We start from the raw sequence: 25,585 nt of genomic DNA on the forward strand, positions 1-25,585 counted from the left end.
TTTATTTTCATAGATTTTTTTTAAGCCTTAAAAAAAATCATAATTCATATCTTTGCATATGTTCCACGTGGAACGTGTAAAAATTTTCATATGTTTTTAAGCGAATACGATGTTATAGTTGTGGGCGGCGGTCATGCGGGTTGCGAAGCGGCAGCGGCGGCGGCAAATTTGGGGGTTTCTACCCTGCTGGTTACCATGAATTTGCAGACGATAGGTCAAATGTCTTGCAATCCTGCGATTGGAGGGATTGCAAAAGGACAAATTGTGCGTGAAATCGATGCTTTGGGTGGGTACACTGGGGTTGTGACAGACGAAACCATGATTCAATTTAAAATGCTTAATCTATCAAAAGGCCCTGCGATGTGGAGCCCACGCGCACAATCTGACCGCATGCGCTTTGCTGAGAAATGGCGACAAATTCTAGAACAAACCGATAATTTAGATTTTTACCAAGAAATGGTTTCAGAACTCTATTTTAATAAAGGTAAAATCGCTGGCGTAGTAACTTCTTTGGGCGTTATAATCAAGGCTAAAAAGGTGATTTTAACTAACGGAACATTCCTTAATGGCTTAATTCATGTAGGATTAAAACAACGTGGTGGCGGACGAATGGGAGAAAAATCTGCAAAAGGAATCACAGAGCAATTAGTGAATTTAGGCTTTGAAAGTGGCAGAATGAAAACAGGAACTCCGCCCCGATTAGACGGGCGTTCGTTAGACTATTCTAAAATGATAGAACAGCCTGGTGATGAAAATCCCAAGAAATTTAGTTACCTCAATACTTCAAATTTAGAAAATCAAACCTCTTGCTGGATGACTTATACCAACGATACTGTTCATGATATTTTAAGAAGTGGGTTTGACCGTTCACCAATGTTTAATGGGACAATAGAAAGCATTGGACCCAGATATTGCCCCTCGATAGAAGATAAAATAAATCGTTTTGCAGAAAGAAATAGACATCAAATTTTTGTAGAACCTGAAGGTGAAAATACAATTGAAATTTATCTCAATGGATTTAGTACTTCTTTGCCAGAAGAAGTTCAAGCGAAGGCTTTACGAGAAATTCCTGGATTAGAAAAAGCTAAAATATTCCGCCCAGGTTATGCAATAGAATACGATTATTTCCCGCCAACGCAGCTGAAACATACTCTTGAGACTAAATTGGTGCAAGGACTTTATTTTGCTGGGCAAATCAATGGAACGACGGGCTATGAAGAAGCGGCTTGCCAAGGTTTGATGGCAGGCATCAATGCTGCATTGGCTGTTAAAAATCAAAAAGAATTAATTTTATCTCGAAATGAGGCTTACATCGGAGTTTTAATCGACGATTTGATTACAAAAGGAACCCAAGAGCCCTACAGAATGTTCACGTCTCGGGCAGAATTTAGAATTATTCTCCGTCAAGACAATGCAGATGAGCGGCTAACGCCAATAGGATATGCTATTGGTTTGGCATCAGAACAGCGGTACAAGAAAATGCTTAGCAAATATGAAAAAGCAAAAGAGTTGATTTCGTTTATTGAAAAAACCTCTATCGACCCTACTGAAATCAATCCTGTTATAGAAGAAAAAAAGGGGTCACCAATTACACAAAAAATGAAAATGCAGCCGATTCTCAGGCGGCCAGAATTAGGAATAAATGACTTTGAAAAAATAAAAGCTTTAAAAAATTATTATAAAGAAAATGAATTAAATGAAGAAGTGAAACAACAGGCAGAAATTCAAATCAAGTATGAGGGCTACATTCAAAAAGAAAAAGAAAACGCAGAGAAATTAAATCGCTTAGAATACGTCAAGATTCCTAACGATTTTGATTTTATGAGCATACAAAGCATCTCGATGGAAGGACGGCAAAAGTTGACTAAAATTCAGCCCAATACGATTGCACAAGCTAGCCGAATTAGTGGAGTTTCTCCTTCAGATATTAGTATTTTATTAGTTCATTTAGGTAGATAGTTTCACGTGGAACATTATTTAAAATTAAAAGATTATTTTAGTTCACAAGAATCGTTTGAGATAGTGAAGAGTGAACTTTATTCGGGTTTATTGGAAACAAATCCTCGAATGAGCAATGAGGAGCTTGAGAAATATTACCAAGGGAAATACATTTCTCACCAAAATCAAAAATCAAATGCTTTTGAAAAAATTTATTCCATAGCTCAAAAATACAATCAAAAACAAAAACTTAAAATACTCAACAAGCATGCTCCTCAGCTCAATTCTGTTTTAGACTACGGGTGTGGGAAGGGAGATTTTGTGCATTTTCTCGCAGAGAATAAAATTAATTCTTATGGATTTGAACCAGGAAAACAAGCGCAAGAAAATTTCCTGAAAAAAAATAAAAAAAATCAATTATTGGATGAAATCACAGGGAAATTTGACGCCATCACGCTGTTTCATGTTTTGGAACATATTCCCGATTTTGAGGAGATTTTTGAAGGCTTAAAAAATAATTTAAATCCTGAGGGAATAATGTTATTAGCACTACCTAATTATAAAAGCTTTGATGCACAATTTTATCAAAATTATTGGGCAGCTTATGACGTGCCACGCCACCAATGGCATTTCTCTCCAGATGCAGTAGAAAATTTTGCTCAGCAATTTGGCATGATTATAGTTAAGAGATACCCGATGCTTTTTGATTCCTTCTACGTCAGTTTAATATCAGAACAGTATAAGAAATCAAGTGCATGGGGGAAAATAAGAGGATTGAGCGTCGGATTTTTTTCTAATATAAAAGCTCTAAAGACGCAAAATTATTCCTCAATTTTGTATGTTTTAAAACTAAATCAATAGAAATATGAATAAAATACATTTACTCGGGCTATCTGCACTACTCACTCTCGGTGCTTGTAATACAGCTAAAGTTGCTAAACAGGCAGAAAAAGACATGAGAGGAGACTGGGAATTGACTAGCGTGACGGCTAATAGCAAAGGATTAACCATAAATAATCTTTTCAATCAAGCTAGTAAAAAATGCTTTGAGGGGAGCTCTTGGCACTTGGTGGCTAATAATAGTTCTGGTTTTTATGAATTAAATCAAACTGAAAATTGCCCTTCTGGTGAAAATAAAATCAGTTGGCATATGACGGAGGAAAACGGAGTCCCTTACTTTTGGTTTAAACAACTTAATGGAGAGAAAGCAAAAAATGTGCGCTCAGGATATAAAATGCGCGTTGTGAGCATCACAGAATCTAATGCAGTATTTTCACAAGAAATTCCTGTAAACGGACAAAAAGAAACCTTATTATTTAACTTTTCAAAAAAATAAAAAACAATGAAAAAAATGAATTTTAAAATTTTACCTTTTTTAGTAGCAATAGCCCTTATATTCTCAGGATGTGATGCGGTGCAAAACACCAATAAATCTCAGCGAGGAGCAACTATTGGTGCCGTAGCGGGTGCAGGATTAGGAGCCCTACTCGGGAAGAATAACCGCGCTCTAGGTGCTATTTTAGGCGGTGCTGTGGGTGGAACGGCTGGAGCCATTATTGGTAAAAAAATGGATAAACAAGCCGAAGAAATAGAACAAGCTATGCCAGGAGCAGAAGTTGTACGTTCGGAGGAAGGAATCCAAGTAATTTTGGATGAAAAATCAGAAGTACGTTTCCAGTATAATAAATCTGATTTGACGGAAGATGCGAAGACTAACCTAAATAAAGTTGTGGAAATATTCCAAGAATATCCAGAAACTAATATTTTGATTGTTGGCCACACCGATAATGTAGGTTCACAGAACTATAATCAACCTTTATCAGAAAAAAGAGCAAAATCGGTAGCTGATTATTTAAATCAAAAAGGAATCAAATCCAGCCGACTGAAAGTTGTAGGTATGGGGAAAGAAGAACCAAGATTCTCTAACGATACCGCTGAGGGAAGAGCTGGGAACAGACGTGTTGAGTTTGCAATTACTGCAAATGAGAAAATGAAAAAAGAAGCTGAATTGGAAGCTCAAAATCAATAAGGCATTAATTTCTGAAGCCTTTTATAAAATTGTAAAATCACCTCGTAAAGAGGTGATTTTTTTATGCAAAAAAAAATGAAAAAATGGTTTATAAAAAATTTTTAAGCCTTTAAAAATTTAAATAAAATTCTTGTGTGAGAGCTTTATAATTTTCGGTATAAAGCCCCCTCTCCTTTTCGATTATTAATACTTCTTCTGAGAATTTCTTGGGTATTTTTGAGAAAGAAAATAAAATCCTTTTGATGGGAGAAAATGGGCTTCCTTGGACTCTGCAAATACGATTTAAATGGAAATTATTTTTCTGAGCAAGATTTAAAATTTTTTCTTCGGCTACTGCTGGTACGATAAGCTGAAAATTTCCTCTAGGTGAAATTATTTTTCTTGTCTTCTCAAATAAATCTTCAAACGGTAAAAATTTTTCTTGCCGTGCAAAATTTCTTTTTCCTGAAGATGAAGAAAATGAATTACTGTAAAAAGGAGGATTAGTTAACACTAAATCATAAAAACAGTTAAAAAAATGGCTTAAATAATTGCAATTTAAAGCAGTTAAACGATTTCCCCAAGGGGAAACTTCAAAATTAAATTTTGTTTCGTTATAAGCTTTTATTTCAATTTCGGCAGCATGAATTTCAGCTTTTTTGAATTTTTGAGCTTGCATTAAGCTAATTACTCCCGTTCCACTCCCAATGTCTAAAATATGCGTGGGAGAGTCTTCTAAAAAAGACCAAGCACCTAGCAATACGCCATCGGTTCCGATTTTGGCAGCCGAGGCGTTTTGCTCTACAGAGAATTGCTTGAATTGAAAGGGTTTATATTTTCTAGAAATCTTTGTTGATATTTTTGTAAACGTTTAGTTGATAAATGACTATTGCACAAAAAACAGCTACAATCATCGCAAAAATAATAAATTCAGTCATTGCTTAATTTTTTTGAAAGTTAAAGAAATTTTTTAAGCAATGAAAGGCAATAAATGATGATTTTTCCTAGTTTTTTTTAAGCCTTAAAAAATTTTAATAAGTGAGAAAAATTCAAGATCATTGTACTATATCTAAAGTGTCTAAAGATAAACGAGTTCTGAGATAAGAACGAATTCTTTTCTCGTCTTCGTTTTTTTCCCTTTGGGCTTTTGCCTTATTGGAATTATCCCATTGAATTAAAAAAGTTGGGATAATATTTTTAGATTTAAAATTTGTTTTGCTAAAATTAGCATAGCCAAAGTTCTTGATGTTAGGGTATTGAGCTCTTAGTTCTTTAGCAACGCTGATGAAGGGAATGCTATCGCTATTTAGTCTCTGAATTTGATGCTGTAGCTCTAGAATGATAGAATCTTTCTTGCGTATTTCTTTTTGATTGTTTAGATAAATGCTACCCATAAAATCTTGACTTTTTTGTCTTAAGAAGTCTTCAGAATAGCCTCCTTGGTGTACAATGAGTTTGGTATTTTGTAAGTGATATTTGGACTTTAAGACTTTATTCCAGTTTTTGATGACTTCTTCTGGTACTCTCTCGGTCAATGTAGAAATGGTGATAAAGCGTAAACTATCTCTGTCGCTCAAGATAGGGTTATTTATATTTAAGAATCCATTTTGGTACATGGGGGAAACCTCTTCTCTTAGAAATTCTTTGACTTTGGCTTTATAAAATTCTTCTTTTATTATATCATAGAAAATAAAGGCACTCGGCAACATTGTAATGACAGAGAGTATAATGATGATGAAATTAGTTTTCCTTGCTTGGGCTGCATTTTGATATTTTGCTAACGGGAATTTATTTAATTTAATGTATAAAAAAGTAGAAATTCCAATAAATACAGAGTTGATGAAAAATAAATATAATGCGTTGAGCCCTGCTCCTATGCCTGTGTAGTCCTTATACCCAATCAAGTCTGAGCCCATAGCAAAACCATAGCCAGCGGTGCAAAGTGGTGGCATCAGCGCAGTAGCAATGGCTACTCCAGCGATAACGTTAGAATTCTTTATTTTACTGCTAAATGCAGCAATGCCAGCCAATCCGCCAGAAATTCCAATCAAAACATCTAGAGAAGTGGGTTCTATGCGGCCAATTAATTGCTCGTTTAAGGTTTTGAGCGGAACGAATAAAAAATAAAGATAGGAAGTGATAAGAGCAATTCCTACCATGATGAAAAAGTTTGTCAATGATTTCTTGAGCGTATCTATATCATTCACCGCAACAGAATAGCCAAGCCCCATGATTGGCCCCATGAGAGGGGAAATTAACATCGCCCCTATGACTACGGCTACCGAATTGGCATTCAACCCAATAGAAGCAACAAAAACAGAAGCCATCAAAATAAAAGCAGGCATACCCTTGAAGCTAATGTTGGCCAAAACTTCTTCTCGAGTTCGAGTTTTATCTACCTGATCTGAAAGATTGAATATCCCTTTGAAAAAATCAAATATAAGTTTTCCAAATGAAGGTTTTTCAGTCTCTATATTTTCTTTGAATGTTGACATAAATTATAAGAAATTATTTTTTTTATTCAGTCTCAAATCATTCACATAAGTTTTCACCTCTTGGGTCTTATTGAGTGGTGTAATCAGCAATCCATTGGCGGTATCTACGACTATATAGTCTTCTAAACCATCGATGACTACTGCTTTATTTTTTTTAGCAAAAATCATGTTCCCTTGGCTATTGTAGAAAAAAACATGCTCACCAAAGGTAACATTTTTTTTATCATCCTTCATGCCTCTTTCATACAAGGCATCCCAGGTTCCTAAATCGCTCCATCCAAAATTAGATTTTATGACTTTCACGTTTTTAGCTTTCTCGAGAATTCCTACATCAATACTAATTTTATGTAGAGTTGGGTAGACTCTTTTAACTTGTTCAAACTCGTCCTCTCTATTCATTTTATCTTCAATCGATAGAAAAGAAGAGTACATATCTGGCAAGAAATTTTTAAAGGCTTTTAAAATAGAAGAAACCTTCCAGATAAAAATTCCAGAATTCCATAGAAAATCACCCGATTGCATAAATTTTTTAGCCATATTTAGATTAGGCTTTTCTGTAAAGGTTTTCACAGATTTTATCTTTTCACCATTTTCGATAAATTGAATGTAACCATAGCCAGTATCAGGGCGTGTTGGGTTAATGCCCAACGTGTAAAGAAAATCATTGGCTTGTGCAGAAGCTAAGCCCAGTTTAGCATCTTTCACAAAATCATCAGTATCTAAAATTAAATGGTCTGACGGGCAGATGAGCAAAGTAGCATTTTCATCCAATTGCTTAATTTTAAATGCTGAGTAGAGAGAGCAAGGAGCAGTATTCATCCCAAACGGCTCGGCGATGATTTGCTTCCTATCAATCGCTGGCAGTTGATCTTGAGTCAAATTTACATAATCCTGATCTGTAATGACAAAGATTTTATCAGAAGACGTAATCTTCAGCAATCGCTCATAGGTTTGTTGAATCAAAGTTTTACCTACGCCCAGCACATCGTGAAATTGCTTAGGACTTTTGGTTGTGCTCATGGGCCAAAACCTACTACCTACGCCACCAGCCATGATTACACAATAAATATTTTGATACTTAATCATCATTATCAATTAATTTCACCAGAGCCAAGCCATCAATTATATAAGACTTACCACTGATTTGTTCGGTGCAAATATATTTTATTTTTCTTTTTTCACCTTTCAAGAACTTTTTGTCTTCCAGAAAAAAGAGAGAGCCTTCTTCTAAATCTTTTAAAAACAAGGCCTCAGGATGCTTTTGATGATGAAAATAACTGACCAAAGGAGCATAAGCATAGAAATTAGCCTTTGGATTTTGAGCAAAATTTAAAAGAATAAGTTGCAAATCTTTAGGGTAAACTTCTAGCGATTGATGAATCAATTTCCCAAAAACAAACTTCCATTCTCTCCCATGGGGCTTTATTTCTTTACCATATTTAGCAAAAGAAAGCAAATGAGCAATTTCATGCGTTAAGGTCAAGAAGAATAAATTTTCATTTAAATCATGATTGACAGAAATTTTATGACAACTCTTTTCTTTTCTATAATCCCCTAATTTTCTTTTTCTTGCAGATTTTATCTCGATGATAACTCGGTGCCCAGCACACCATTTTTCTACCCACTGCTCTGCCCCAATCGGTAAATAATTTGATAAAATATTTTTAACCATGAGTTTAAAGTAAAAAAAATAGCTGAGCACGAAAAAATAAATTAATTTAGCATTATGAAAATATTAGAAAGATTTTTCACTTTTCTTGGTCACTACGTTCAAGTCATGTCAGACGTTTTCAAAAGACCAAAAAACTGGAAGGTTTATAAAAATCTTGTAGTCAGAGAACTATATGATCTTGGCGTGAACTCAGTAGGTTTAGTAGCAATTTTATCTCTATTTATGGGAGCCGTGTTGGCCTTACAACTGTATCAAAACTTCAAAGGAGCAGCATTTCCTGTGCCTGATTCATATGTCGGGTACGCAACAAAAGTCATCATTGTATTAGAATTTTCATCCACGATTATCTGTATTATTTTAGCTGGTAAAGTAGGCTCTTTTATTGCATCCAGTATTGGGACAATGCGGGTTACAGAGCAAATAGATGCATTGGAAGTCATGGGAGTAAATAGCGCCACATTTTTAATTTTACCAAAAATTATTGCAGCCTTGATCTTCTGGCCTATTTTATTGATGTTTTCGATTATCTCAAGCGTTTTAGGCGGCTATTTGGTCGGAATATTCACGGGGCAATGGGCATCGGTAGATTTTGTTGAAGGTTTACAAATGAACTTTGATACATGGTTTTACACCTATAGTTTTATAAAAATGGAAGTTTTTGCATTCATCATAGCCACAATCCCAGCCTACTTCGGCTATACGGTAAAAGGAGGTTCCTTAGAAGTTGGGAGAGCCAGCACCACCGCTGTGGTTTGGACATGCATAGTTTTAATTATTTCTAATCTAATCTTAACACAAATGCTGCTATGATAGAAGTAAAAAATTTAAAAAAATCATTCGGAGACAAAGAAGTCTTAAAAGGAATAGACACTGTATTTGAAAGTGGGAAAACGAGTTTAATCATTGGCTCTAGTGGCGCTGGGAAAACAGTGTTTTTCAAATGTTTGCTAGGTTTGTTTGAACCTACAAGTGGAGAAATTATTTTTGAAGGCTTAGAAAATAATAGCAAAAATGCGGATGCCGACCGAGAACGACGAGAACAAATCGGTACCGTTTTCCAATACAGCGCTTTATTTGACTTTCTAAACGTGGAGCAGAACGTTCAATTCCCACTTGATATGTTTACAAAAATGAGCACATCAGAAAAAAAAGATCGCGTACACCAAGCCCTCACGCGAGTGAATATAGAGGAAGATGCTTTCAAGAAAAAACCATCTGAAATTTCAGGTGGAATGCAAAAAAGAGTTGCCATCGCCCGAGCCATTGTCAACAGCCCCAAATACCTATTTTGTGACGAGCCTAACTCTGGGCTCGACCCAGAAACAGCCATCGTTATCGATAATCTGATTAGCGAAATCACTCACGAGAACAACATCACAACCGTCATCAACTCACATGATATGAATTCGGTAATAGAAATTGGTGAGAAAATCGTTTTTTTAAAAGATGGCCTGAAAGCTTGGGAAGGCACCAATGAAGAAATTGTATTTACAGACCACGAAGATGTTTCAGAATTTGTGTACAGTTCAAATCTTATGCAACACGTAAGAACTGCAATGCAAAAAGAGGAAAAAAAATAAAAAAATTTTAAGCCTTATAATAAATTTATTATAAATTTGACTCTATGAAAAAAATAACTCTATTACTACTATTGGTATTTACCACTGCAGCACATGCACAAATCGGTGTAAAAGCAGGTTTAACCTTCAATAATGACGAAGGAATATTTAAATCAGTGAATACGGCTTATCAACAGAAAGGGAAAAATAATGTAGGATACCACATAGGCGTTTTCAAAGAATTTAAATTAGCTGGATTTTTTGTGGAACCTGAAATCCTGTACGTAACTTATAAAAATAAATATTTAGCTGAAACAAATGAATCTTTTGATGTACGCTATCAAAGAGTTGACATACCAGTAAGCGTTGGGACAACTTTTGCAAAACTATTTAAACTACAAGCCGGCCCCGTTTTATCTTATTATTTCAAAGACAACATCGACTGGAAAAATGTTTCAGACATCAAAAAAGATGACTTCTCCATAGGTTTACAGCTGGGTGCAGGCGTAGAGTTTCATAAATTTCATGTAGACTTACGCTATGACTTCCCATTGAGTGATAGGCAAACGGACTTTGTGAAAAACCAAAATTTAAAATTCCAAACCAAGAATACCCCAAAGTTATTTCACGTGAGTGTAGGTTATGAATTTTAAAATTTAAATAAATTATAAAAGAAAAGATAAATCGTCAAGAGTACATAAACCTTGGCGATTTTTTTTAAGGCTTTAAAAAAAATACTGGAATAAAGAAAAAAAGAAGATTTTTGAAATAATTTTTATTCTTTCAATGATACTCTTTACTCAAAAAAAATTATTTTTGCAGTTTACAACCAAATTTTATGGCAACAAAAAACACTAAAAAAGAACATAAATACGCTACGGAAGAAGCTTTTGAATCACTAGAGCAAACAGCACAAAGCAGTGAAAATTTTTTAGAAAAAAATGCTAAGATTTTAGCCATTGTTTTTGGAGCATTAATTTTAGCTGCAGTTGGTTACTTTGCCTATCTCAAATTTTATGTAGACCCAAGAAATGAAGAAGCACAGAATGAGATCGTGACAGCAGACACCATGTTTGAGCAAGACAGCATGCAACTAGCCTTGAACGGAAGCCCAGGAGCTTATATGGGGTACAATCAAATTTTAAATGAATACAAGGGCACAGATTTAGCCAAAATAGCGGAATACAAAGCAGGAATAGCTAATTACCAGCTAGGGAATTACCAAGAAGCTTTAGAAAATTTTAAAAACTTCAATACTTCAGAAGTAGCACTCAAAGCAGTAAAAGAAGGAGCAACGGGTGATACCTACGTGCAATTAGGCAAAAAAGATGAAGCTTTAGCCGCTTATGAAAAAGCAATAAGGGCTTCAGATCTGCAAGTTTTAGAAAGAATTTATACTAAGAAATATGCCATATTGGCCCACGAAATAGGAGCAAATGATAAGGCATATGGGAAGATAAAAGAATATTTAGAAAAATACAATGATGCGCCAGATAATGAATTAGATCGTTTGGCAGCATTATTTGAGTCAGCTCAGAAATAAATGGCAACAACCAATTTATCACAATACGACAAAGGGAAAGTAGCCAATGCCAAACCCTATAAGTTTGGCATTGTTGTTTCCCAATGGAATAAACACATTACCCACGCTCTGCAAAAGGGCGCTGTGGATACATTGATTGATTTAGGTGCAGAAATAGATAATATCATGATAGTGGAAGTCCCTGGCAGTTTTGAGCTGATTTATGGAGCAAAAGTCATTGCAGAAGAATGCGATGCCGTTATTGTGATTGGTTGTGTCATCAGAGGAGAAACCGCTCATTTCGACTACGTATGCCAAGGCGTTACACAAGGAATCAAAGACCTGAATGTTCAACAGAATACACCCGTAATTTTTTGTGTATTGACAGATGAAAATGAGCAGCAATCCTTATCTCGTTCTGGCGGAGAACATGGAAACAAAGGCGTAGAAGCAGCTGTGGTGGCAATACATATGGCGGTTCTTAAAAATAAATTAATCCGTTAAATTTTTTTATGAAAATTTTTGCTTACACAGATGGCTCCTCGCGAGGAAACCCTGGCCGCGGAGGCTATGGTGTAGTACTAATTGCACCTGAGAAAAGAGTGAAGAAAGAATTTTCAATGGGTTTTAGAAAAACCACCAATAATAGGATGGAATTACTGGCAGCGATTGTAGCCTTAGAAAAATTAAAAGCTCCACAGCAGGATATTACCATCTTTACGGACTCCAAATATGTATGTAATGCAGTCAATAAAAGATGGGTTTTTAACTGGGAAAAAACAGGCTACAAAAGCAAGAAAAACCCTGATTTATGGCAAAGATTTCTGAGGAATTTTCGTAAACATCAAGTCAAAATGGAATGGGTTAAAGGACACGCTGGCTACCATTGGAATGAATTAGCTGACCAATTGGCTACTCAAGCTGCTGATGCCAAAGACCTGAAAATAGACTTGGGCTACGAAAGACAAGAGAACTTTAATTTTTAACTTACTTCAAGCTTACTCATTATTTTTATTCATTTGGTATTCAATACAATATATTAAATTTCAGTATTTTGAGTAACTTTTTTATAATTAATTCACTACAGGTGCATCCATTCTACAATCTGTTTTCTCTGATATATTGAATTTTATAATTAAACATTTCAGCCATTTTTGCAGCTCTCCATTTAGCTTCATCTGCAATTTCACCTGCAAAAAGTGAATCCATATTAGCATTGAATATTTCTACCCAACGTTCAAAATGATGTTTTTGCACATCCATCGTGGCATGCGGGGCAAATGGACTCCCGTAGTATGAATGATTATCTAGCAAAACAGTTTCCCAAAAAGCATACATTTTTTCTAAATGTTCTGCCCATCTATCCTGTATCAATCCGTTGAAAATAGGACCAAGCAGCTCATCCTTTCGGATTTTCCCGTAGAAGGAATCAACCATTTGTTTCACATCTTCTATATCTTGAATATCTTTCATGCTATGGAATTTATACAAATTTAGAATGATTTTAATTAATTATTTATGATTAAAGTAAATTAAATGAAAATCAATTATTTATTAAAAATTTTAAAAGCCTTAAAAAAATTCTATATACAAGCAATTTTTTCAACTCTATTTTGGTGTCTTCCTCCTTCGAATTTTGTACCCAAAAAAGCTTCAACAATGGCAAAAGCATCACTTTTTTCAATAAAACGAGCTGGCAATACCAAAATATTTGCATCATTGTGTTGACGCGCTAATTTTGCCAATTCAGTTTCCCAGCAAATCGCCGCTCTAATGCTCTGATGCTTATTAGCGGCCATCGCAATTCCATTGCCAGAACCACAGAGCAAAATCCCTAAGTCAGCATCTCCTTTTTCCACAGCATCAGCAGTAGGGTGAGCGAAATCGGGGTAATCAACACTTGCGGTGGAAAAAGTTCCAAAATCCTCTGTTTCAAAACCTTTTATTGTTAATAAGTCTTTAATTTCTTCCTTTAGTTCAAAACCTGCGTGGTCTGCACCGATGGCTATTTTCATCATAATCTTAGTTTTTAACATGCTTATTTCGTAAAATTAATTTAAATAATTAAAATTCAAATACTTATTAATAAAAATTCAATGTTAATATAATTTTAATTAAACTTAAAAAATTCTCATAAATTCATTTGATTTATTTAAAAAATTTACCAATACAAAACTAGCAATGAATTACGCAAGAAAAGTTTTCAGTTGATTTAAAAATTTATAAACCTTTTTTTAATACTTTTTCTTTCTTTAATTTATAAAGAAATTTTGATAACTTCTTCGATTGTTGAAATGTTGATAACCTCTTTTATTACCTCATTCCAAGATACTTAAAATTTTATAAGGCTTTTAAAAATTTTTGAATAAAATATTTCGCCCATTAGTTTTAAACATCTTCACAGCGCAATTATATTCATTACTTTCTTTTTAAAATTTTTTAAAATCAAATAAATAATAAATATAGATGTGAATAAACTCCTTATTCTAAAGCTGAATAATTTCATTTGAAAAGAAGTTCAATTTTTGTAGCCTTTTGGTTATATTTGTTGAACAATATAAAAGTTTATGAAAACACTTAACGATTTTAATTTTAAAGATAAAAAAGTTTTGATTCGTGTAGACTTCAATGTTCCGCAAGATAAGGACTTAAAAGTAACGGATACAACGAGAATTGAATCAGCTAAACCTACGATTTTAAAGGTTTTGGAAGACGGCGGAAGTGTAATTCTAATGACACATTTGGGGCGCCCAAAAGGTAAAAAGGTAGGAGAAATGTCTTTGAAGCATATAGCAGATAAAGTCTCTGATGTGATTGGCGTTGTGGTAGAGGTGGCTGATGACGTTGTGGGTGAAGATGCTAAAGAAAAAGCTAAAAACTTGAAACCAGGGGGTGTTTTAATGCTAGAAAATTTAAGATTCAGAGAAGAAGAAGAGCAAGGTGAAGAGAATTTTGCTAAGCAATTGGCGGAATTGGGCGATTTCTACATCAATGATGCCTTTGGTACGGCTCACCGTGAACACGCTTCTACAGCTGTTATTGCTAAATATTTTAAAGATAAGTGCTTTGGCTACTTGATGCAAAAAGAGCTGGAAGCGATAGATAAAGTATTGAAAAACAGTGACTCACCAGTTACTGCGATTTTGGGTGGAGCTAAGGTTTCTTCTAAAATTACAGTGATAGATAATATTTTACCAGCGGTGGATAACTTGATCATCGGTGGAGGGATGGCTTACACTTTTATAAAAGCACAGGGTGGTAATATTGGAAATTCTATTGTGGAAGAGGATAAAACGGATTTGGCACTTAAAATTTTGAAAAAGGCAGAAGAGGAAAACGTAAAAGTTTATTTGCCGATAGATATTGTAGTTGCCGATGATTTTAATAATGGTGCAGACTCTAAAGTAGTAAAAGCCAATGAAATACCAGATGGATGGCAGGGGTTGGATGTTGGGCCAGAGACATTGGAGAAATTATCTAAAGTTATAGAAGAATCAAAAACAATTCTTTGGAACGGGCCAGTAGGTGTCTTTGAATTTGAAAATTTTGCTAAAGGAACTAAAGCAATCGCTGATGCGATAGAAAATGCAACTAAAAATGGTGCTTTCTCTCTTGTGGGTGGTGGTGATTCTGTAGCTGCTGTGAAGCAATTTAACTATGAAGATAAGGTAAGTTACGTCTCCACAGGTGGTGGCGCTATGCTAGAAAGTTTAGAGGGTAAAAAACTACCTGGTGTTGCTGCAATGGAAAATTAAATTTTATTATTAAGCCTTTAAAAAAAATATAGGAAAAGCTCAGATGTAAAAAATCTGAGCTTTTTTTATTAAAATTTAAAAATAAAAAAACCGATTCAATAAATTAAATTGAATCGGTGTAGAAAAGTGGTACCTCCAGGAATCGAACCAGGGACACAAGGATTTTCAGTCCTTTGCTCTACCAACTGAGCTAAGGTACCCTTTTACTTTGGATGGCAAATATAAGAATTTTTTTATAAAAACTAAATTATTATCTATTTTTTTCTAAATTATCGTTAGCTGACTGAAATTTATAAATAATGAATGCAGTCAAAAATCCGCATACTGATGCTCCAATGCCTAGCCAGTTTAAGTCATTTTCTTTGGAAAACAATGGTTTATCAAAACTTAGGGTTATTATAAAAAAAATCAATGAGGCTAGGAAAAACAAACTTACAAAAAAACTAAATTTCTTCATTTTACAGTTTTTCTATTAGTAAACTCAAATTTGTAGTGAAAAGTTTGATAGAAATCGCTAATAGAATGATTCCAAATATTTTTTGCATCACGCTAATGATGCCAGAACCTAGAAAGTTGGTAATGAGATTGGCGAATTTAAGAATTAAATAGACAAAAATCATATTGACAATGATGCCTATAATGATGTTCTCTACCTGGTAGGCGGCTCGTAAAGATAAAACTGTGGTGAGTGAACCTGCACCAGCAATCAAAGGAAATGCTATAGGGACGATAGATACTGTTTTGGGTTCTGTATATTTATTGATTTCAATGCCTAAAATCATCTCTAAAGCTAGTGTAAAAAGTACAATGGAACCTGCAACGGCAAAAGTTGATGAATCTAAACCAAATAAAAGTAAAATTCTCTCACCCAAGAATAGAAAGAGAATGAGCATAAAAGTGGCGACTAAGGTTGCTTTTTCAGATTGAATATGCCCTCCAGCTTTTTCTCGCAGACTTACAATGAGAGGAATGCTCCCTATGATGTCTATCACAGCAAATAAAACCAATGATACGGATATAATTTGGTCAAAATCAAAATTCATTACTTTTAATTTTTTTTAATTTAGACTTGCAAAAATATAATCTTTGCAACAATTGAGAAAATTAAAAGTTTATCTTAATGATTCCATAACAAGAAAGTGCAAATCTTTTTTCAATTCAGCCAGTTTTAGTGAAGAAGTAGAGCCTGCATAGCGGTACAAATCAATTTTATTTTTTAAGCCTTTGAAAATTTGATTCACTTCTATTTTTTGAATTTTATCTTCTTGAGCCAAATACGCTGATATTTCGTTTAAAATAGCTTCCGCTTTTTGTACTGATTTTTCAGAATTATTATCCTTCACATATGTATCAAAGATTTTCAATTCTTCTTTGATATAAGCTCTTTTATCTTCTTTTTTTTCGATTTTTTTGCTTTTTATTAGCAAAAAACATAGGAAAGCAAACATTAAAACTCCGCTAGGGATAAGCCAATAGTACCAATAATTTTTTAAATTATTCTGAATTTTAGACAAATCTTCTTTTCTAATTTCAGGGATTTTAATATTTAGAATACTATCTTTTTCAACTGCGTGAGCATTAGAATTTTCATTCATTAAATCTTCAGAATTGATTTGATTTACAGAATATTTATTAATTTCATCTTCATTAGCTTTCGGCATTTGAGGTTTTGCTGCCCCCTCCACCACTAAGTCAATGGGTTCAGAATTAATAGTTTCATAAGATTGATTTTCTAAATTAAAATAAGAAAATGAAATGGAAGGAATGGTATATTCTCCTCCATACTGAGGAACAATTAGATAGGTATAAACTAATTTTCCTTTTTCACCCGATGTTGTAGATTGAAATTTCTGATGGCGTGTAGGCTTATAAACTTCTAAATCTTTGCTTAAATTTAATTCTGGCATTTGTAGCATAGATAGATTTCCTTCACCAATGACTTCTATTTCAAATTGCAAAGATTCGTTGGTTTTTATAAACTTTTTGTCAGCAAACGTATTAATTTTAAATTTCCCTATTGCACCAGTAAAGTTTTTGGGTGAATTTTCTGGTAACTGCTTTACTTTTATTTTCACAGGATCAGAGCTCACATCTACCAATTTCTCATCTAGAAAACCAACTGGGATGGCCAATGTCACTTCAAAAGATGGAATAATTAATTCCCCAACTTTTTGAGCAATGAGCTGAAATTGACCGACTTCTTCAGATACATAAGTACGATTACCCACAGTTTCTTGGTTAAAATCTCGCTGTGTATAATTAGAAATTTTTTTCACCTGGAAATCATTTAGCCCTGGCGTTTTAAGTTCAGTTCTTCGACGTAGTGCATCGTAAGAAAAAGCATATAATTTCACGGTAGCAATCACAGGTTGATTGATGTAGACTGATTGGTTTGATAGCTCTACAGCCAAGAATATACTTTGGTTTTGTTGGCTGGGATTGTTGATTTTTTTTGATTTTTGAACTTCAATATTCAGCTCATTGCTACGGTAAATTTTCCCGTTGATTTCAACCTTCACAGGTGGGATATAAATGTTTCCTTCTTGCTCAGCCCTGAGCACAAGCGTTTCAATTTTCTGAAAGATAGTTTCACCATTTCTATTCACAAAATTTGTCTGCTTGCTATTGCCTAGAAACCGCGTTTTCTCTACATTGGGCCACTCTAAATGTCCTAAATCAAAATTTTGCTGAGCACTGATAGTAAAATTAATTTCCACAATATCACCCACATTTACCATTTTTTTACTAGGCTGCACCTCAATTCGAATTTGAGCCTGTAGTAAAGAAATTTGTAAACCAAAAATTAATACTATGTAAAAATACTTTTTCAAATCAATTACCAATCTTTTTCATTTCTTTTAGCCTCAGCCCTTGTTTTACCACGCAAGAGGCGCTGTTGAATTTCTTTCTCCCTTTGTTGCAAAGCTTTCAAAATATGATTGTAGTTAGATTTTTCTCTACCCGAATCATCATTTGCATTTCTTTGCGACTGATTTTCATCTCTGTTCAATTGTTCATTACTACTCCCTTCACCTTTTTCTCCTTTGTTGATTCCATCTTGTTGATTGCTCTCACTTGGATTTTCTTGCTCGGGTTGTTGATTTTTTTGCTCAGAATTATTTTTTTTGTCTTCTTTTTTTTGATTTTGTTCTTTTTGATCCAATAAATTTTTTAAAGCCTTTAATTTTTTATTAGAAGGGAATTTTTCTAAACCTTTTTCTAAATGATATATAGCTGTTTTGCTTTGATTTTTTAAGTAAAATTCAGCACTTTCATTAAAGTAATCATTAGCATCTTGTGCAAATGAATTTACAGTGTAAATTAGTAATAGAAATGTAATAAAAAAACCTCTCATTTGATGGAATCCAGTAGTGTTATTTCTTTTAATTTAGTCATAAAATCCTGAAAATGATTTAGCGTAGAATCTTTTTCTAAACCTTTTTGCATAATTTCTAAAGCCTTAGAAAATTCAAAATTTTGTGTAGCCTCATCAGCTTCAGTTTTTACTTTTAGGGCAAAATCTGAAGGCTCAGGTTTGTTTTCTTTATTTTTATTCTCTTGTTTTTCCTTTAAGTTTAGCAATTTTTTTGCCAGTGCAAAATTATAGCGTGTTTCATTATCTTTTGGGTTTTGCAATAGCGAATTTTTATAAGCTTTTTCAGCTTCTTTATATTTTTTTAACCTCATAAAGGTATTACCTAAATTATGGAAAATACGTGCTTTCTGCTGAGCTGACTGAGCATTTTGAGCAGCTCGTTCAAAATAAGGCTGAGCTTTAGAAAATAAATTTTGCTCATACAATAGATTGCCCATATTGTAATTAGCCTTTACCGAAGAAGGGCGTAAAGTCAAAGCTTTTGCATACTTAGCCTGAGCCAGTTCCCATTTTTGTTGAGAGAAAAATTCATTCCCTTCAGCAATTAATTCTTTTTCTTCCAAGGATTGACTAAAAAGAAAAGAGCTTAGTAATAAATAAATGGGGAAAAAATAAAAATTTATACCTCTCAAAATATTTTAAGTTCAACTAACACAAATATAATACATTAGAATTTCAGCTTGAGTTTATCTGATGTTAAAGTATATATAAATATAAATAAAATTGCAATGCCCAAAAACCATTGAAATTGTTGCTTTTTGTTGTAGATGAAATATTGGTTGCTTTGAGTTTTTTCTAAATTATTAATTTCTGATTTTAAATCATTTACACTTTTATCTATATTTTCTAACTTCAGGTATTTACCACCAGTTTTTTCTGCAATGAAACGCAATTTGGTTTCATGAAAACTTGTTAAAACCATATTTCCATTTTTATCTTCTTTATAATAGAAATCACCGTAGTCATCTCTCAGCGGGATAGGAACGGCATTGCTAGAGCCTACCCCTACGCTGAAGATTTGAATTTTATTTTCTTTAGCTAATTTGGTGGCTGCTTCTACTTCGGGTTCGTGGTCTTCCCCATCACTAATTAAGATAATAGCTTTACTGGTGTTGGGAGAAGTGTCAAAAATTTCTATACTTTTTTTTAAGGCTTTAGAAAAATCAGTACCTTGATTCCAAATCAGTTGGGTAGAAAAACCTTCAATGTAGTTATTTAAAGCATTATAATCTGAAGTCAAAGGTGAAACATTATAAGCTCCACCAGCAAAAATAACTAAACCAACTTTGTCTCCGCCCAATTTATCTAAATAAGTAGTGATAAACTTTTTTGATTTTTCTAAGCGGCTCGGGGCTATATCTTGCGCATTCATGCTGGTAGATAAATCTAAAGCAATGACTAAGCTGATGCCTTCTCTTTTTATTTCTTGTTCTTCTTTGCCCCACATGGGGCCCATCATTGCCAAAATGGCGAAAATCAGAGAAAGAAATAAAAAAATATATTTAAGCCTCGGTAAATTTGTTTCTTTTCCTTCAAAAATTTGATTTCTCAGGCGAGTATCTGCAAAAGATTGCAAAGCTTTTTTTTGCCAATGGATTAATCGGTAAAAAAAATAAGATAAAATTATAATTCCAATAAATAACAGTGCATACATTGGTTTTTCCCACGCCATAGCCATCATTAGTTTATAGATTTAAAAAAATAAGTTCGAGAAAAAATTTCTATAAATAATAAGATAATCGCCCAAATCAAAAAAGTGCGAAAATGCTCAGTGTAGTTATAATATTTTATCTCATTGATTTCTGTTTTTTCCAATTGATTAATTTCATTATAAATTGATTCTAATTTTTGATTGTCTGTCGCCCGAAAGTAAGCCCCGTTAGTTTCCTGAGCAATGTATTGCAGCAAACTTTCATCTAATTGAAAAAGTGACTGAGGCCAGTCTTCGTAGCCCAATGGTAGCGGGATGTAACCTTTTGTTCCAATGCCAATGGTGTAAACCTTTATGTTTTTATCCTTGGCTATTTTTGCAGCGTTTTCTGGGCTAATGTAAATTTGAGTATTCCCATATTCTACTGGGCTTTCTCCACCATCTGTTATCAGCAAGACGACTTTACTTTTTGCCTTACTATGCTCTAGGTGATTGATAGCAGTAGCCAAGCCAAGGCCAATGGCTGTGCCAGGTTCTAGCTCTTCCAATTGCAAATTGAGCAATTGATGAGTCAACACACCCCTATCGGAAGTTAAAGGAACTTTTGTTACCGCCTCGCCTGAGTAAACGACTAAGCCTATTCGGTCGCTGATTCTTTGATTTACAAAAGTTGTTGCTACATTTTGTAAAGCTGCAATTCGGTTGGGTTTTAAATCACGTGCCAGCATACTTAGCGATAAATCTACCACCATCATAATGTCTACACCTTCAGTTGATTTCACTTGCGTACTGATGTCTACTTTTCGAGGGCGAGCAAAAGCAATTACCATGAGTGCTAATGCCAACATACGTAAGCTAAATAAAAAAGAATCAACGTGCTTTAAGTAGCTAGAGGTTTGCTGAAAACTTTTGAGTGAAGGCATTTTCACAGCATTAGTTAGTCGATTTTTATTAGCCAGTCGGTAAAAAATAAACAACGGGATGCTTAATAAAAGTAATAAAAACCACGGCTGGGCAAACTCAAAGCTTTGCATAAATCTTTTTATTAAATTAAATATGATCTGGTACTTTTTCTTCTACAATCGGGCGAGTATGATGAATGATTTTTTCAATCCACTCTCGGTAATTTTCACTTTTCTCTATTTCAATTGATTTTTTAGCAAACTTTACCTGATCTGCATCAGCCAAAAATTGTTTTAATTTTTCACTTTCCTCTTGGCTTATTAATTCTTGATAAAACATATACGCTGGTAAATCTTCTTTGAGCAAAGCCAAAGCTTCAAATTCATAGCGACGTGCAAAATACTGGCGAATGATGAAAGATAAATCAGAATAATAGGCATAAAAATTTTCATTCCTCAAATATTGTTGCTGGTCTAATTTATCTAAAGCAAGCATAGCTTCCTCATACGGAGACAAAATAATATTATCGTTGTATCTTTTTCTTCTCAACTCTCGCAAATATAAAATGATAACGAGAAGAATGACTAGAAATATAATTCCGCCAAAGACCATATACCACAGGTATTTTTTATTTTTCTCCCACCACGTGATATTTTCATCAAAAATAGGCTTGATGGGGTAAATTTGCTGATGAATGGTATCTACTGGAATATCAATAATTTCTAAATATTGTGTTTCCGAATAAATTGTATCACCATTGATGGCAATTGGCAAGGAATTTACAATAAATTTTCCAGAGTCAAATCCTGTGAGCGTTAGCCGATGAATAAGATTAAGATTATTACCACGCTGTAGCGTGTCTGTATCTGTTTTGGTGATGAGTAAATAATCATTGAGAGAATCGCCTACCTGTGGTAAATTCACTTGATGGCGAGCATCTGTGGTGATGGTGATAGCCAAACTAGCCGTATCACCTATCAGAATTTGTTGTGGCTCTAGCTGCGTTTGAATTTGAGCTTGAAGCAATCCGAGAGAGAAGCCCAAAAAAAATAAAGCCTTAAAAAATTTTACCAAAAAATTCATCATGTGGTGTGGTGATGTTTAAAATAATGTAACAATTTTTTGATATAATCATCATCGGTTTTGATAGAAAGAGAATCCGCACCAGCTGTATTAAAATTATTTTTAAACTGAATTCTTACTTTTTCATAAAAAACTTTATGTTGGTTTCTCACACTTTTGGAGCTGGTATTCACAATTTGCAAGACTCCCGTTTCTACATCTCTGAACTGAACGATGCCAATATCAGGCAAAATTTCTTCCTTTTCATCATACACGCGAATACCAGTAATATCATGTTGGCGAGCAGCTGCATTTAGACTTTTAGCATAATTATTTTCGGTAAAATCAGAAAGAATAAACACAATACTTTTTCTTTTTTGCGTTTGGAGCAAAAATTTTAAAGCCTTATTTAAATTGGTTTGAGCATTTTTAGGCTCAAATTCTATCAATTCCCGAATGATTCTCAAAGCATGAAAACGACCTTTTGCTGGAGGTAAAAACAATTCCACTTCATCAGAAAACAAAATTAAACCCACCTTATCATTATTTGCCAAGGCAGAGAAAGCTAAACTTGCGCAAATCTCTGCTACGGTTTCTTTTTTTAATTGCTTACGCGTTCCAAAATTTTGGCTGGCGCTGATGTCAACCAGCAATATTAGAGATAATTCCCTTTCTTCTTCAAAAGTTTTAACATAAGGTTGAGAATATTGTGCTGTTTTATTCCAATCAATACTACGTACATCATCGCCTATAGCGTAAGGCCGAACTTCAGAAAAAGTCATGCCTCTTCCTTTAAACGAACTATGGTATTCGCCCAAAAACAAATTATTGGTTCGTCGTTTCGTCTTAATTTCAATTTGGCGAACTTTTTTAAGCAATTCCTTGGTATCCATTTTTCAGGAGATTTATAACTGGATTTCGAGTTTAAGGCAGAGCGACACGCTGTGTAATTTTATCAATAATCATATCTGTCGTCACATTTTCAGCCTCAGCTTCGTAGGTAATTCCAATTCTATGGCGTAGAACCTCTTTTATCACTGCACGCACATCTTCAGGAATCACAAAACCTCTACGCTGTAGAAAAGCTTGAGCCCGTGCCGCTTTTGCTAAATTGATGCTTCCCCGTGGCGAAGTCCCAAACCGAATGAAATCACTCAAATCAGGTAACTGAAAATCTTTGGGATAGCGAGTCGCAGCAACGATATCCAGAATATATTGTTCAATTTTTTCATCCATGTAAATTTCTTTCACCAAAGTACGCGCAGCCAAAATCTTCCCTGAATCGATGATGGCATTCATCCGAGGGAAACTCTCATTGATGCTATTGCGCATAATTTGCCGTTCAGCCTCATAGTTGGGGTAAGAAATTACAGCTTTGAGCATAAACCGATCCATTTGTGCCTCTGGCAGCGGATATGTACCCTCTTGGTCCACAGGATTTTGCGTTGCCATTACAAGGAATGGCTCTACCAATCGGTAAGACTCATCACCTATTGTAACTTGTTTTTCTTGCATTGCCTCCAGTAGAGCCGATTGTACTTTAGCTGGAGCCCGGTTAATTTCATCAGCCAGTAGAAAATTAGTAAAAATAGGACCTTTCTTGATTTGGAAATCATTTTCTTTGGCATTAAAAATCAATGTACCAATCACATCAGCAGGCAAAAGATCTGGCGTGAATTGAATACGAGAAAACTTACCATGCACACCTTCAGACAAAGTTTTTATAGCCAAAGTTTTCGCCAACCCTGGCACGCCTTCCAATAAAATGTGGCCATTGCTCAGAAGCCCAATCAAAAGACTTTCAACCATTTTTTCTTGCCCGAAGATGATAGATTTCATTTGGCGAGAAAGCTCATCAAAATCTTGACTGATAATTTGAATTTTTTCTGCGGTTTGTTTGATTTGATCTGCAGACGACATATTAAATTTTAGGTTTAAACAAATCAAATTTCATGAAATTTTAAATAAATTACCTAAGAAATTAAATAAGTATTGCGTTAAATAGTGTTAAGTGAATTATTTAAACCCTTAGAAAAATTAAAAAACTCTCCAAAAAGAATAAATTTTTGAAGGCTTAAAAAATTTGAGGAAATTTGCAGTAATACCTCATAAAGCTAAATCTAGAATGAAAACAAAACTCAGTGTAAATATAAACAAAATTGCAACACTTAGAAACGCCCGCGGCGGCAATGAACCCAACGTTATAGAAGCAGCACTTAATTGTGAAAAGTTTGGAGCACAAGGCATCACCGTACACCCACGCCCTGACGAAAGACACATTCGTTACCAAGATGTTTACGAGCTCAAAGAAGTCCTCACCACAGAATTCAACATCGAAGGAAAACCCATTGATGAATTTATGAAAATGGTACTCGAGGTAAAACCCACACAAGTGACTCTGGTGCCCGATGCCGAAAATGCCATAACCTCTAATGCTGGCTGGGACACCGAGAAACACCAAGATTATTTAACAGAAATCATCACCGAACTCAAGCGAAATAAAATCCGCACTAGTATCTTTCTTGACCCCCGTCCAGAACTGATCGAGTCAGTCGCCGCCACGGGCACCGACCGCATTGAACTCTACACAGAATCCTTCGCCACGCACTATGCCCAAGGAGATAAAACCGAGGTAGAGATGTACAAAGCCACCGCACTTTTTGCTCAAGAAGCAGGCCTAGAGGTAAACGCTGGTCACGATTTGAGCTTGGATAATATTCAATATTTAATTTCAGAAATTCCCTTTTTGGCAGAAGTCTCCATCGGACATGCCCTGATTTCTGAAGCTTTGTATTTAGGTTTAGAAAACACCATCCAACGCTACTTGAGAAAAATTGAATTAGGCTACAAAAATGCAAAAAATGAGCAATAATATTTTATTCAGCAAAATAGTGGGCAGCAACGAAAAACATTTGCTGATTCTCCACGGATTATTTGGGCAATTAGACAACTGGGGAACGCTGGGCAATCGATTTGCAGAAAACTTTACCGTTCATTTATTAGACGCCAGAAACCACGGGCGCAGTTTCCATTCTGCCGAGATGAGCCATGAGCTGATGGCAGAAGACTTACTAAATTATATCGAAGCCCAAAAGATTGATTCAGTCGATTTAATAGGACATTCGCTTGGGGGGAAAGCCGCCATGTATTTTGCACTAGAACATCCCACAAAGCTTAAGCACCTCTTGGTAGCTGACATTGCTCCCAAAGCCTATGCGCCGCATCATTTAGAAATTATTAAAGCCTTGAAAAATCTTGATTTTTCTCAGATAGAACGCCGCAGCGATGCCGACGACCAATTGAAAGCTTTGATAAAAAATGCCGCCGTAAGACAATTTTTACTCAAAAGTTTAAATCGGAAAAAGAACGGAATCTATGAACTAAGATTTAATCTTGATGCTTTGAGTAAGAATTACAACGAATTGATAGGGCATAACTTGCCTGATAAAAAATTTGAAGGGGAAACACTATTTTTGGGAGGGAAAAACTCCAGTTATATCGAGAAAGGTGATGAAATATTGATTCATCGCTATTTTCCCAGAGCAGAAATCAAGCAAATCCAACAAGCAGGCCACTGGCTACATGCCGAGAAGCCTGATGAATTTTATGAAATTTCGATGAATTTTTTTAAGCCTTAAAAAAAA

General features: G+C 34.6%; 29 protein-coding genes and 1 tRNA gene. 13 read left to right on the forward strand and 17 right to left on the reverse strand.

Annotated elements, in window-relative coordinates:
• Positions 1-90: 90 nt before the first annotated feature.
• Genes mnmG through QOX03_RS00020 form a run of 4 tightly spaced genes read left to right on the forward strand, consistent with a single transcriptional unit; the run spans position 91 to position 3,967 of the window.
• Positions 91-1,959 (forward strand): tRNA uridine-5-carboxymethylaminomethyl(34) synthesis enzyme MnmG, encoded by a 1,869-nt coding sequence (gene mnmG / locus QOX03_RS00005; RefSeq protein WP_283670975.1) that lies wholly within the window; start codon positions 91-93, stop codon positions 1,957-1,959.
• A gap of 6 nt (positions 1,960-1,965) precedes the next feature.
• On the forward strand, positions 1,966-2,799 hold the full coding sequence (locus tag QOX03_RS00010) for a class I SAM-dependent methyltransferase (protein ID WP_283670976.1): 834 nt from the start codon (positions 1,966-1,968) through the stop codon (positions 2,797-2,799).
• Positions 2,800-2,803: 4 nt separating this feature from the next.
• On the forward strand, positions 2,804-3,274 hold the full coding sequence (locus tag QOX03_RS00015) for a lipocalin family protein (protein ID WP_283670977.1): 471 nt from the start codon (positions 2,804-2,806) through the stop codon (positions 3,272-3,274).
• A gap of 6 nt (positions 3,275-3,280) precedes the next feature.
• Entirely contained in the window at positions 3,281-3,967 is a 687-nt protein-coding gene (locus QOX03_RS00020; RefSeq protein ID WP_283670978.1) for a YiaD family glycine zipper/OmpA-like lipoprotein, read from the forward strand.
• Positions 3,968-4,076: 109 nt separating this feature from the next.
• Here QOX03_RS00020 and QOX03_RS00025 read toward each other — a convergent pair whose 3' ends face one another.
• The 4 genes from QOX03_RS00025 to QOX03_RS00040 all read right to left on the reverse strand — a co-directional run bounded on the left by QOX03_RS00025 (position 4,077) and on the right by QOX03_RS00040 (position 8,113).
• Positions 4,077-4,706 carry a tRNA1(Val) (adenine(37)-N6)-methyltransferase gene (locus QOX03_RS00025; protein WP_283670979.1) on the reverse strand — a complete coding sequence of 210 codons (630 nt, stop codon included), beginning with the start codon at positions 4,704-4,706 and terminating at the stop codon, positions 4,077-4,079.
• Positions 4,707-5,001: 295 nt separating this feature from the next.
• Positions 5,002-6,441, reverse strand: coding sequence for a DUF389 domain-containing protein (locus tag QOX03_RS00030; RefSeq protein WP_283670980.1), 1,440 nt, complete (start codon positions 6,439-6,441; stop codon positions 5,002-5,004).
• 3 nt (positions 6,442-6,444) lie between these two features.
• On the reverse strand, positions 6,445-7,530 hold the full coding sequence (locus QOX03_RS00035; protein WP_353616897.1) for a mannose-1-phosphate guanylyltransferase: 1,086 nt from the start codon (positions 7,528-7,530) through the stop codon (positions 6,445-6,447).
• Entirely contained in the window at positions 7,520-8,113 is a 594-nt protein-coding gene (locus tag QOX03_RS00040; RefSeq protein ID WP_283670981.1) for a SprT-like domain-containing protein, read from the reverse strand. The genes QOX03_RS00035 and QOX03_RS00040 overlap by 11 nt, the downstream gene beginning before the upstream one ends.
• A 54-nt stretch (positions 8,114-8,167) precedes the next feature.
• Between QOX03_RS00040 and QOX03_RS00045 the strand changes: the two genes are divergently transcribed.
• From QOX03_RS00045 to rnhA, 6 genes are all read left to right on the forward strand, one after another.
• Complete coding sequence (locus tag QOX03_RS00045; protein WP_434800606.1) at positions 8,168-8,923, forward strand: MlaE family ABC transporter permease; 756 nt, start codon at positions 8,168-8,170, stop codon at positions 8,921-8,923.
• On the forward strand, positions 8,920-9,693 hold the full coding sequence (locus QOX03_RS00050) for an ABC transporter ATP-binding protein (protein WP_283670982.1): 774 nt from the start codon (positions 8,920-8,922) through the stop codon (positions 9,691-9,693). Before QOX03_RS00045 ends, QOX03_RS00050 begins: the two co-directional genes overlap by 4 nt.
• A 44-nt stretch (positions 9,694-9,737) precedes the next feature.
• Positions 9,738-10,325 (forward strand): porin family protein, encoded by a 588-nt coding sequence (locus QOX03_RS00055; protein WP_119057297.1) that lies wholly within the window; start codon positions 9,738-9,740, stop codon positions 10,323-10,325.
• Positions 10,326-10,510: 185 nt separating this feature from the next.
• Entirely contained in the window at positions 10,511-11,215 is a 705-nt protein-coding gene (locus tag QOX03_RS00060; RefSeq protein WP_283670983.1) for a YfgM family protein, read from the forward strand.
• The gene (gene ribH / locus QOX03_RS00065) at positions 11,216-11,698 is read left to right on the forward strand and encodes a 6,7-dimethyl-8-ribityllumazine synthase (protein ID WP_283670984.1); all 483 of its coding nucleotides are present in this window, start codon (positions 11,216-11,218) and stop codon (positions 11,696-11,698) included. It begins immediately after the preceding gene.
• Positions 11,699-11,706: 8 nt separating this feature from the next.
• Positions 11,707-12,180: a ribonuclease HI gene (rnhA, locus tag QOX03_RS00070; protein WP_283670985.1), complete on the forward strand. Its 474-nt coding sequence runs from the start codon at positions 11,707-11,709 to the stop codon at positions 12,178-12,180.
• 112 nt (positions 12,181-12,292) lie between these two features.
• Here rnhA and QOX03_RS00075 read toward each other — a convergent pair whose 3' ends face one another.
• Positions 12,293-12,667, reverse strand: coding sequence for a group III truncated hemoglobin (locus QOX03_RS00075; RefSeq protein ID WP_283670986.1), 375 nt, complete (start codon positions 12,665-12,667; stop codon positions 12,293-12,295).
• Positions 12,668-12,777: 110 nt separating this feature from the next.
• Positions 12,778-13,209, reverse strand: a complete 432-nt coding sequence (rpiB, locus tag QOX03_RS00080; protein WP_283671770.1) for a ribose 5-phosphate isomerase B — start codon at positions 13,207-13,209, stop codon at positions 12,778-12,780.
• A gap of 552 nt (positions 13,210-13,761) precedes the next feature.
• On the opposite strand from rpiB, the gene QOX03_RS00085 reads away from it, so the two are divergent.
• Positions 13,762-14,949, forward strand: a complete 1,188-nt coding sequence (locus QOX03_RS00085) for a phosphoglycerate kinase (protein WP_119057292.1) — start codon at positions 13,762-13,764, stop codon at positions 14,947-14,949.
• Positions 14,950-15,076: 127 nt separating this feature from the next.
• Here the strand turns inward: QOX03_RS00085 and QOX03_RS00090 are convergent.
• The 11 genes from QOX03_RS00090 to QOX03_RS00140 form a co-directional block, all read right to left on the reverse strand.
• Positions 15,077-15,149 (reverse strand) — tRNA-Phe (locus QOX03_RS00090).
• Between the two features lie 50 nt (positions 15,150-15,199).
• Positions 15,200-15,406, reverse strand: a complete 207-nt coding sequence (locus QOX03_RS00095) for a hypothetical protein (RefSeq protein ID WP_283670987.1) — start codon at positions 15,404-15,406, stop codon at positions 15,200-15,202.
• A gap of 1 nt (position 15,407) precedes the next feature.
• Positions 15,408-15,992, reverse strand: a complete 585-nt coding sequence (locus QOX03_RS00100) for a MarC family protein (protein WP_119057291.1) — start codon at positions 15,990-15,992, stop codon at positions 15,408-15,410.
• 69 nt (positions 15,993-16,061) lie between these two features.
• Complete coding sequence (locus tag QOX03_RS00105; protein ID WP_283670988.1) at positions 16,062-17,780, reverse strand: BatD family protein; 1,719 nt, start codon at positions 17,778-17,780, stop codon at positions 16,062-16,064.
• 5 nt (positions 17,781-17,785) lie between these two features.
• The gene (locus QOX03_RS00110; RefSeq protein WP_283670989.1) at positions 17,786-18,304 is read right to left on the reverse strand and encodes a hypothetical protein; all 519 of its coding nucleotides are present in this window, start codon (positions 18,302-18,304) and stop codon (positions 17,786-17,788) included.
• Positions 18,301-18,957: a tetratricopeptide repeat protein gene (locus QOX03_RS00115; RefSeq protein ID WP_283670990.1), complete on the reverse strand. Its 657-nt coding sequence runs from the start codon at positions 18,955-18,957 to the stop codon at positions 18,301-18,303. Before QOX03_RS00115 ends, QOX03_RS00110 begins: the two co-directional genes overlap by 4 nt.
• A 35-nt stretch (positions 18,958-18,992) precedes the next feature.
• Complete coding sequence (locus tag QOX03_RS00120) at positions 18,993-20,006, reverse strand: VWA domain-containing protein (protein WP_283670991.1); 1,014 nt, start codon at positions 20,004-20,006, stop codon at positions 18,993-18,995.
• Entirely contained in the window at positions 20,006-21,010 is a 1,005-nt protein-coding gene (locus QOX03_RS00125) for a vWA domain-containing protein (protein WP_283670992.1), read from the reverse strand. Before QOX03_RS00125 ends, QOX03_RS00120 begins: the two co-directional genes overlap by 1 nt.
• A gap of 16 nt (positions 21,011-21,026) precedes the next feature.
• Positions 21,027-21,965 carry a hypothetical protein gene (locus tag QOX03_RS00130; protein ID WP_283670993.1) on the reverse strand — a complete coding sequence of 313 codons (939 nt, stop codon included), beginning with the start codon at positions 21,963-21,965 and terminating at the stop codon, positions 21,027-21,029.
• Positions 21,962-22,834 carry a DUF58 domain-containing protein gene (locus QOX03_RS00135; protein WP_283670994.1) on the reverse strand — a complete coding sequence of 291 codons (873 nt, stop codon included), beginning with the start codon at positions 22,832-22,834 and terminating at the stop codon, positions 21,962-21,964. Before QOX03_RS00135 ends, QOX03_RS00130 begins: the two co-directional genes overlap by 4 nt.
• Before the next feature lie 31 nt (positions 22,835-22,865).
• On the reverse strand, positions 22,866-23,861 hold the full coding sequence (locus QOX03_RS00140; RefSeq protein ID WP_283670995.1) for an AAA family ATPase: 996 nt from the start codon (positions 23,859-23,861) through the stop codon (positions 22,866-22,868).
• Positions 23,862-24,066: 205 nt separating this feature from the next.
• Between QOX03_RS00140 and QOX03_RS00145 the strand changes: the two genes are divergently transcribed.
• Both QOX03_RS00145 and QOX03_RS00150 read left to right on the forward strand, forming a co-directional pair.
• Positions 24,067-24,813 (forward strand): pyridoxine 5'-phosphate synthase, encoded by a 747-nt coding sequence (locus tag QOX03_RS00145; RefSeq protein ID WP_119057282.1) that lies wholly within the window; start codon positions 24,067-24,069, stop codon positions 24,811-24,813.
• Positions 24,803-25,579, forward strand: coding sequence for an alpha/beta fold hydrolase (locus QOX03_RS00150; RefSeq protein WP_283670996.1), 777 nt, complete (start codon positions 24,803-24,805; stop codon positions 25,577-25,579). Before QOX03_RS00145 ends, QOX03_RS00150 begins: the two co-directional genes overlap by 11 nt.
• The last annotated feature ends 6 nt before the right edge of the window (positions 25,580-25,585 follow it).

Origin of the sequence: Candidatus Ornithobacterium hominis, assembly GCF_951229915.1 — a bacterium.
GTDB classification, from domain to species: Bacteria; Bacteroidota; Bacteroidia; order Flavobacteriales; family Weeksellaceae; genus Ornithobacterium; species Ornithobacterium hominis.

Bases quoted from the DNA above. Each gene is read 5' to 3' on its own strand.
- mnmG (WP_283670975.1), top strand. From the start codon at position 91: ATGTTTTTAAGCGAATACGATGTTATAGTTGTGGGCGGCGGTCATGCG.
- QOX03_RS00015 (WP_283670977.1), top strand. From the start codon at position 2,804: ATGAATAAAATACATTTACTCGGGCTATCTGCACTACTCACTCTCGGT.
- QOX03_RS00020 (WP_283670978.1), top strand. From the start codon at position 3,281: ATGAAAAAAATGAATTTTAAAATTTTACCTTTTTTAGTAGCAATAGCC.
- QOX03_RS00030 (WP_283670980.1), bottom strand. From the start codon at position 6,441: ATGTCAACATTCAAAGAAAATATAGAGACTGAAAAACCTTCATTTGGA.
- QOX03_RS00035 (WP_353616897.1), bottom strand. From the start codon at position 7,530: ATGATGATTAAGTATCAAAATATTTATTGTGTAATCATGGCTGGTGGC.
- QOX03_RS00040 (WP_283670981.1), bottom strand. From the start codon at position 8,113: ATGGTTAAAAATATTTTATCAAATTATTTACCGATTGGGGCAGAGCAG.
- QOX03_RS00045 (WP_434800606.1), top strand. From the start codon at position 8,168: ATGAAAATATTAGAAAGATTTTTCACTTTTCTTGGTCACTACGTTCAA.
- QOX03_RS00050 (WP_283670982.1), top strand. From the start codon at position 8,920: ATGATAGAAGTAAAAAATTTAAAAAAATCATTCGGAGACAAAGAAGTC.
- QOX03_RS00055 (WP_119057297.1), top strand. From the start codon at position 9,738: ATGAAAAAAATAACTCTATTACTACTATTGGTATTTACCACTGCAGCA.
- QOX03_RS00060 (WP_283670983.1), top strand. From the start codon at position 10,511: ATGGCAACAAAAAACACTAAAAAAGAACATAAATACGCTACGGAAGAA.
- ribH (WP_283670984.1), top strand. From the start codon at position 11,216: ATGGCAACAACCAATTTATCACAATACGACAAAGGGAAAGTAGCCAAT.
- rnhA (WP_283670985.1), top strand. From the start codon at position 11,707: ATGAAAATTTTTGCTTACACAGATGGCTCCTCGCGAGGAAACCCTGGC.
- QOX03_RS00075 (WP_283670986.1), bottom strand. From the start codon at position 12,667: ATGAAAGATATTCAAGATATAGAAGATGTGAAACAAATGGTTGATTCC.
- rpiB (WP_283671770.1), bottom strand. From the start codon at position 13,209: ATGAAAATAGCCATCGGTGCAGACCACGCAGGTTTTGAACTAAAGGAA.
- QOX03_RS00085 (WP_119057292.1), top strand. From the start codon at position 13,762: ATGAAAACACTTAACGATTTTAATTTTAAAGATAAAAAAGTTTTGATT.
- QOX03_RS00095 (WP_283670987.1), bottom strand. From the start codon at position 15,406: ATGAAGAAATTTAGTTTTTTTGTAAGTTTGTTTTTCCTAGCCTCATTG.
- QOX03_RS00100 (WP_119057291.1), bottom strand. From the start codon at position 15,992: ATGAATTTTGATTTTGACCAAATTATATCCGTATCATTGGTTTTATTT.
- QOX03_RS00110 (WP_283670989.1), bottom strand. From the start codon at position 18,304: ATGAGAGGTTTTTTTATTACATTTCTATTACTAATTTACACTGTAAAT.
- QOX03_RS00120 (WP_283670991.1), bottom strand. From the start codon at position 20,006: ATGATGGCTATGGCGTGGGAAAAACCAATGTATGCACTGTTATTTATT.
- QOX03_RS00125 (WP_283670992.1), bottom strand. From the start codon at position 21,010: ATGCAAAGCTTTGAGTTTGCCCAGCCGTGGTTTTTATTACTTTTATTA.
- QOX03_RS00130 (WP_283670993.1), bottom strand. From the start codon at position 21,965: ATGATGAATTTTTTGGTAAAATTTTTTAAGGCTTTATTTTTTTTGGGC.
- QOX03_RS00135 (WP_283670994.1), bottom strand. From the start codon at position 22,834: ATGGATACCAAGGAATTGCTTAAAAAAGTTCGCCAAATTGAAATTAAG.
- QOX03_RS00140 (WP_283670995.1), bottom strand. From the start codon at position 23,861: ATGTCGTCTGCAGATCAAATCAAACAAACCGCAGAAAAAATTCAAATT.
- QOX03_RS00145 (WP_119057282.1), top strand. From the start codon at position 24,067: ATGAAAACAAAACTCAGTGTAAATATAAACAAAATTGCAACACTTAGA.
- QOX03_RS00150 (WP_283670996.1), top strand. From the start codon at position 24,803: ATGAGCAATAATATTTTATTCAGCAAAATAGTGGGCAGCAACGAAAAA.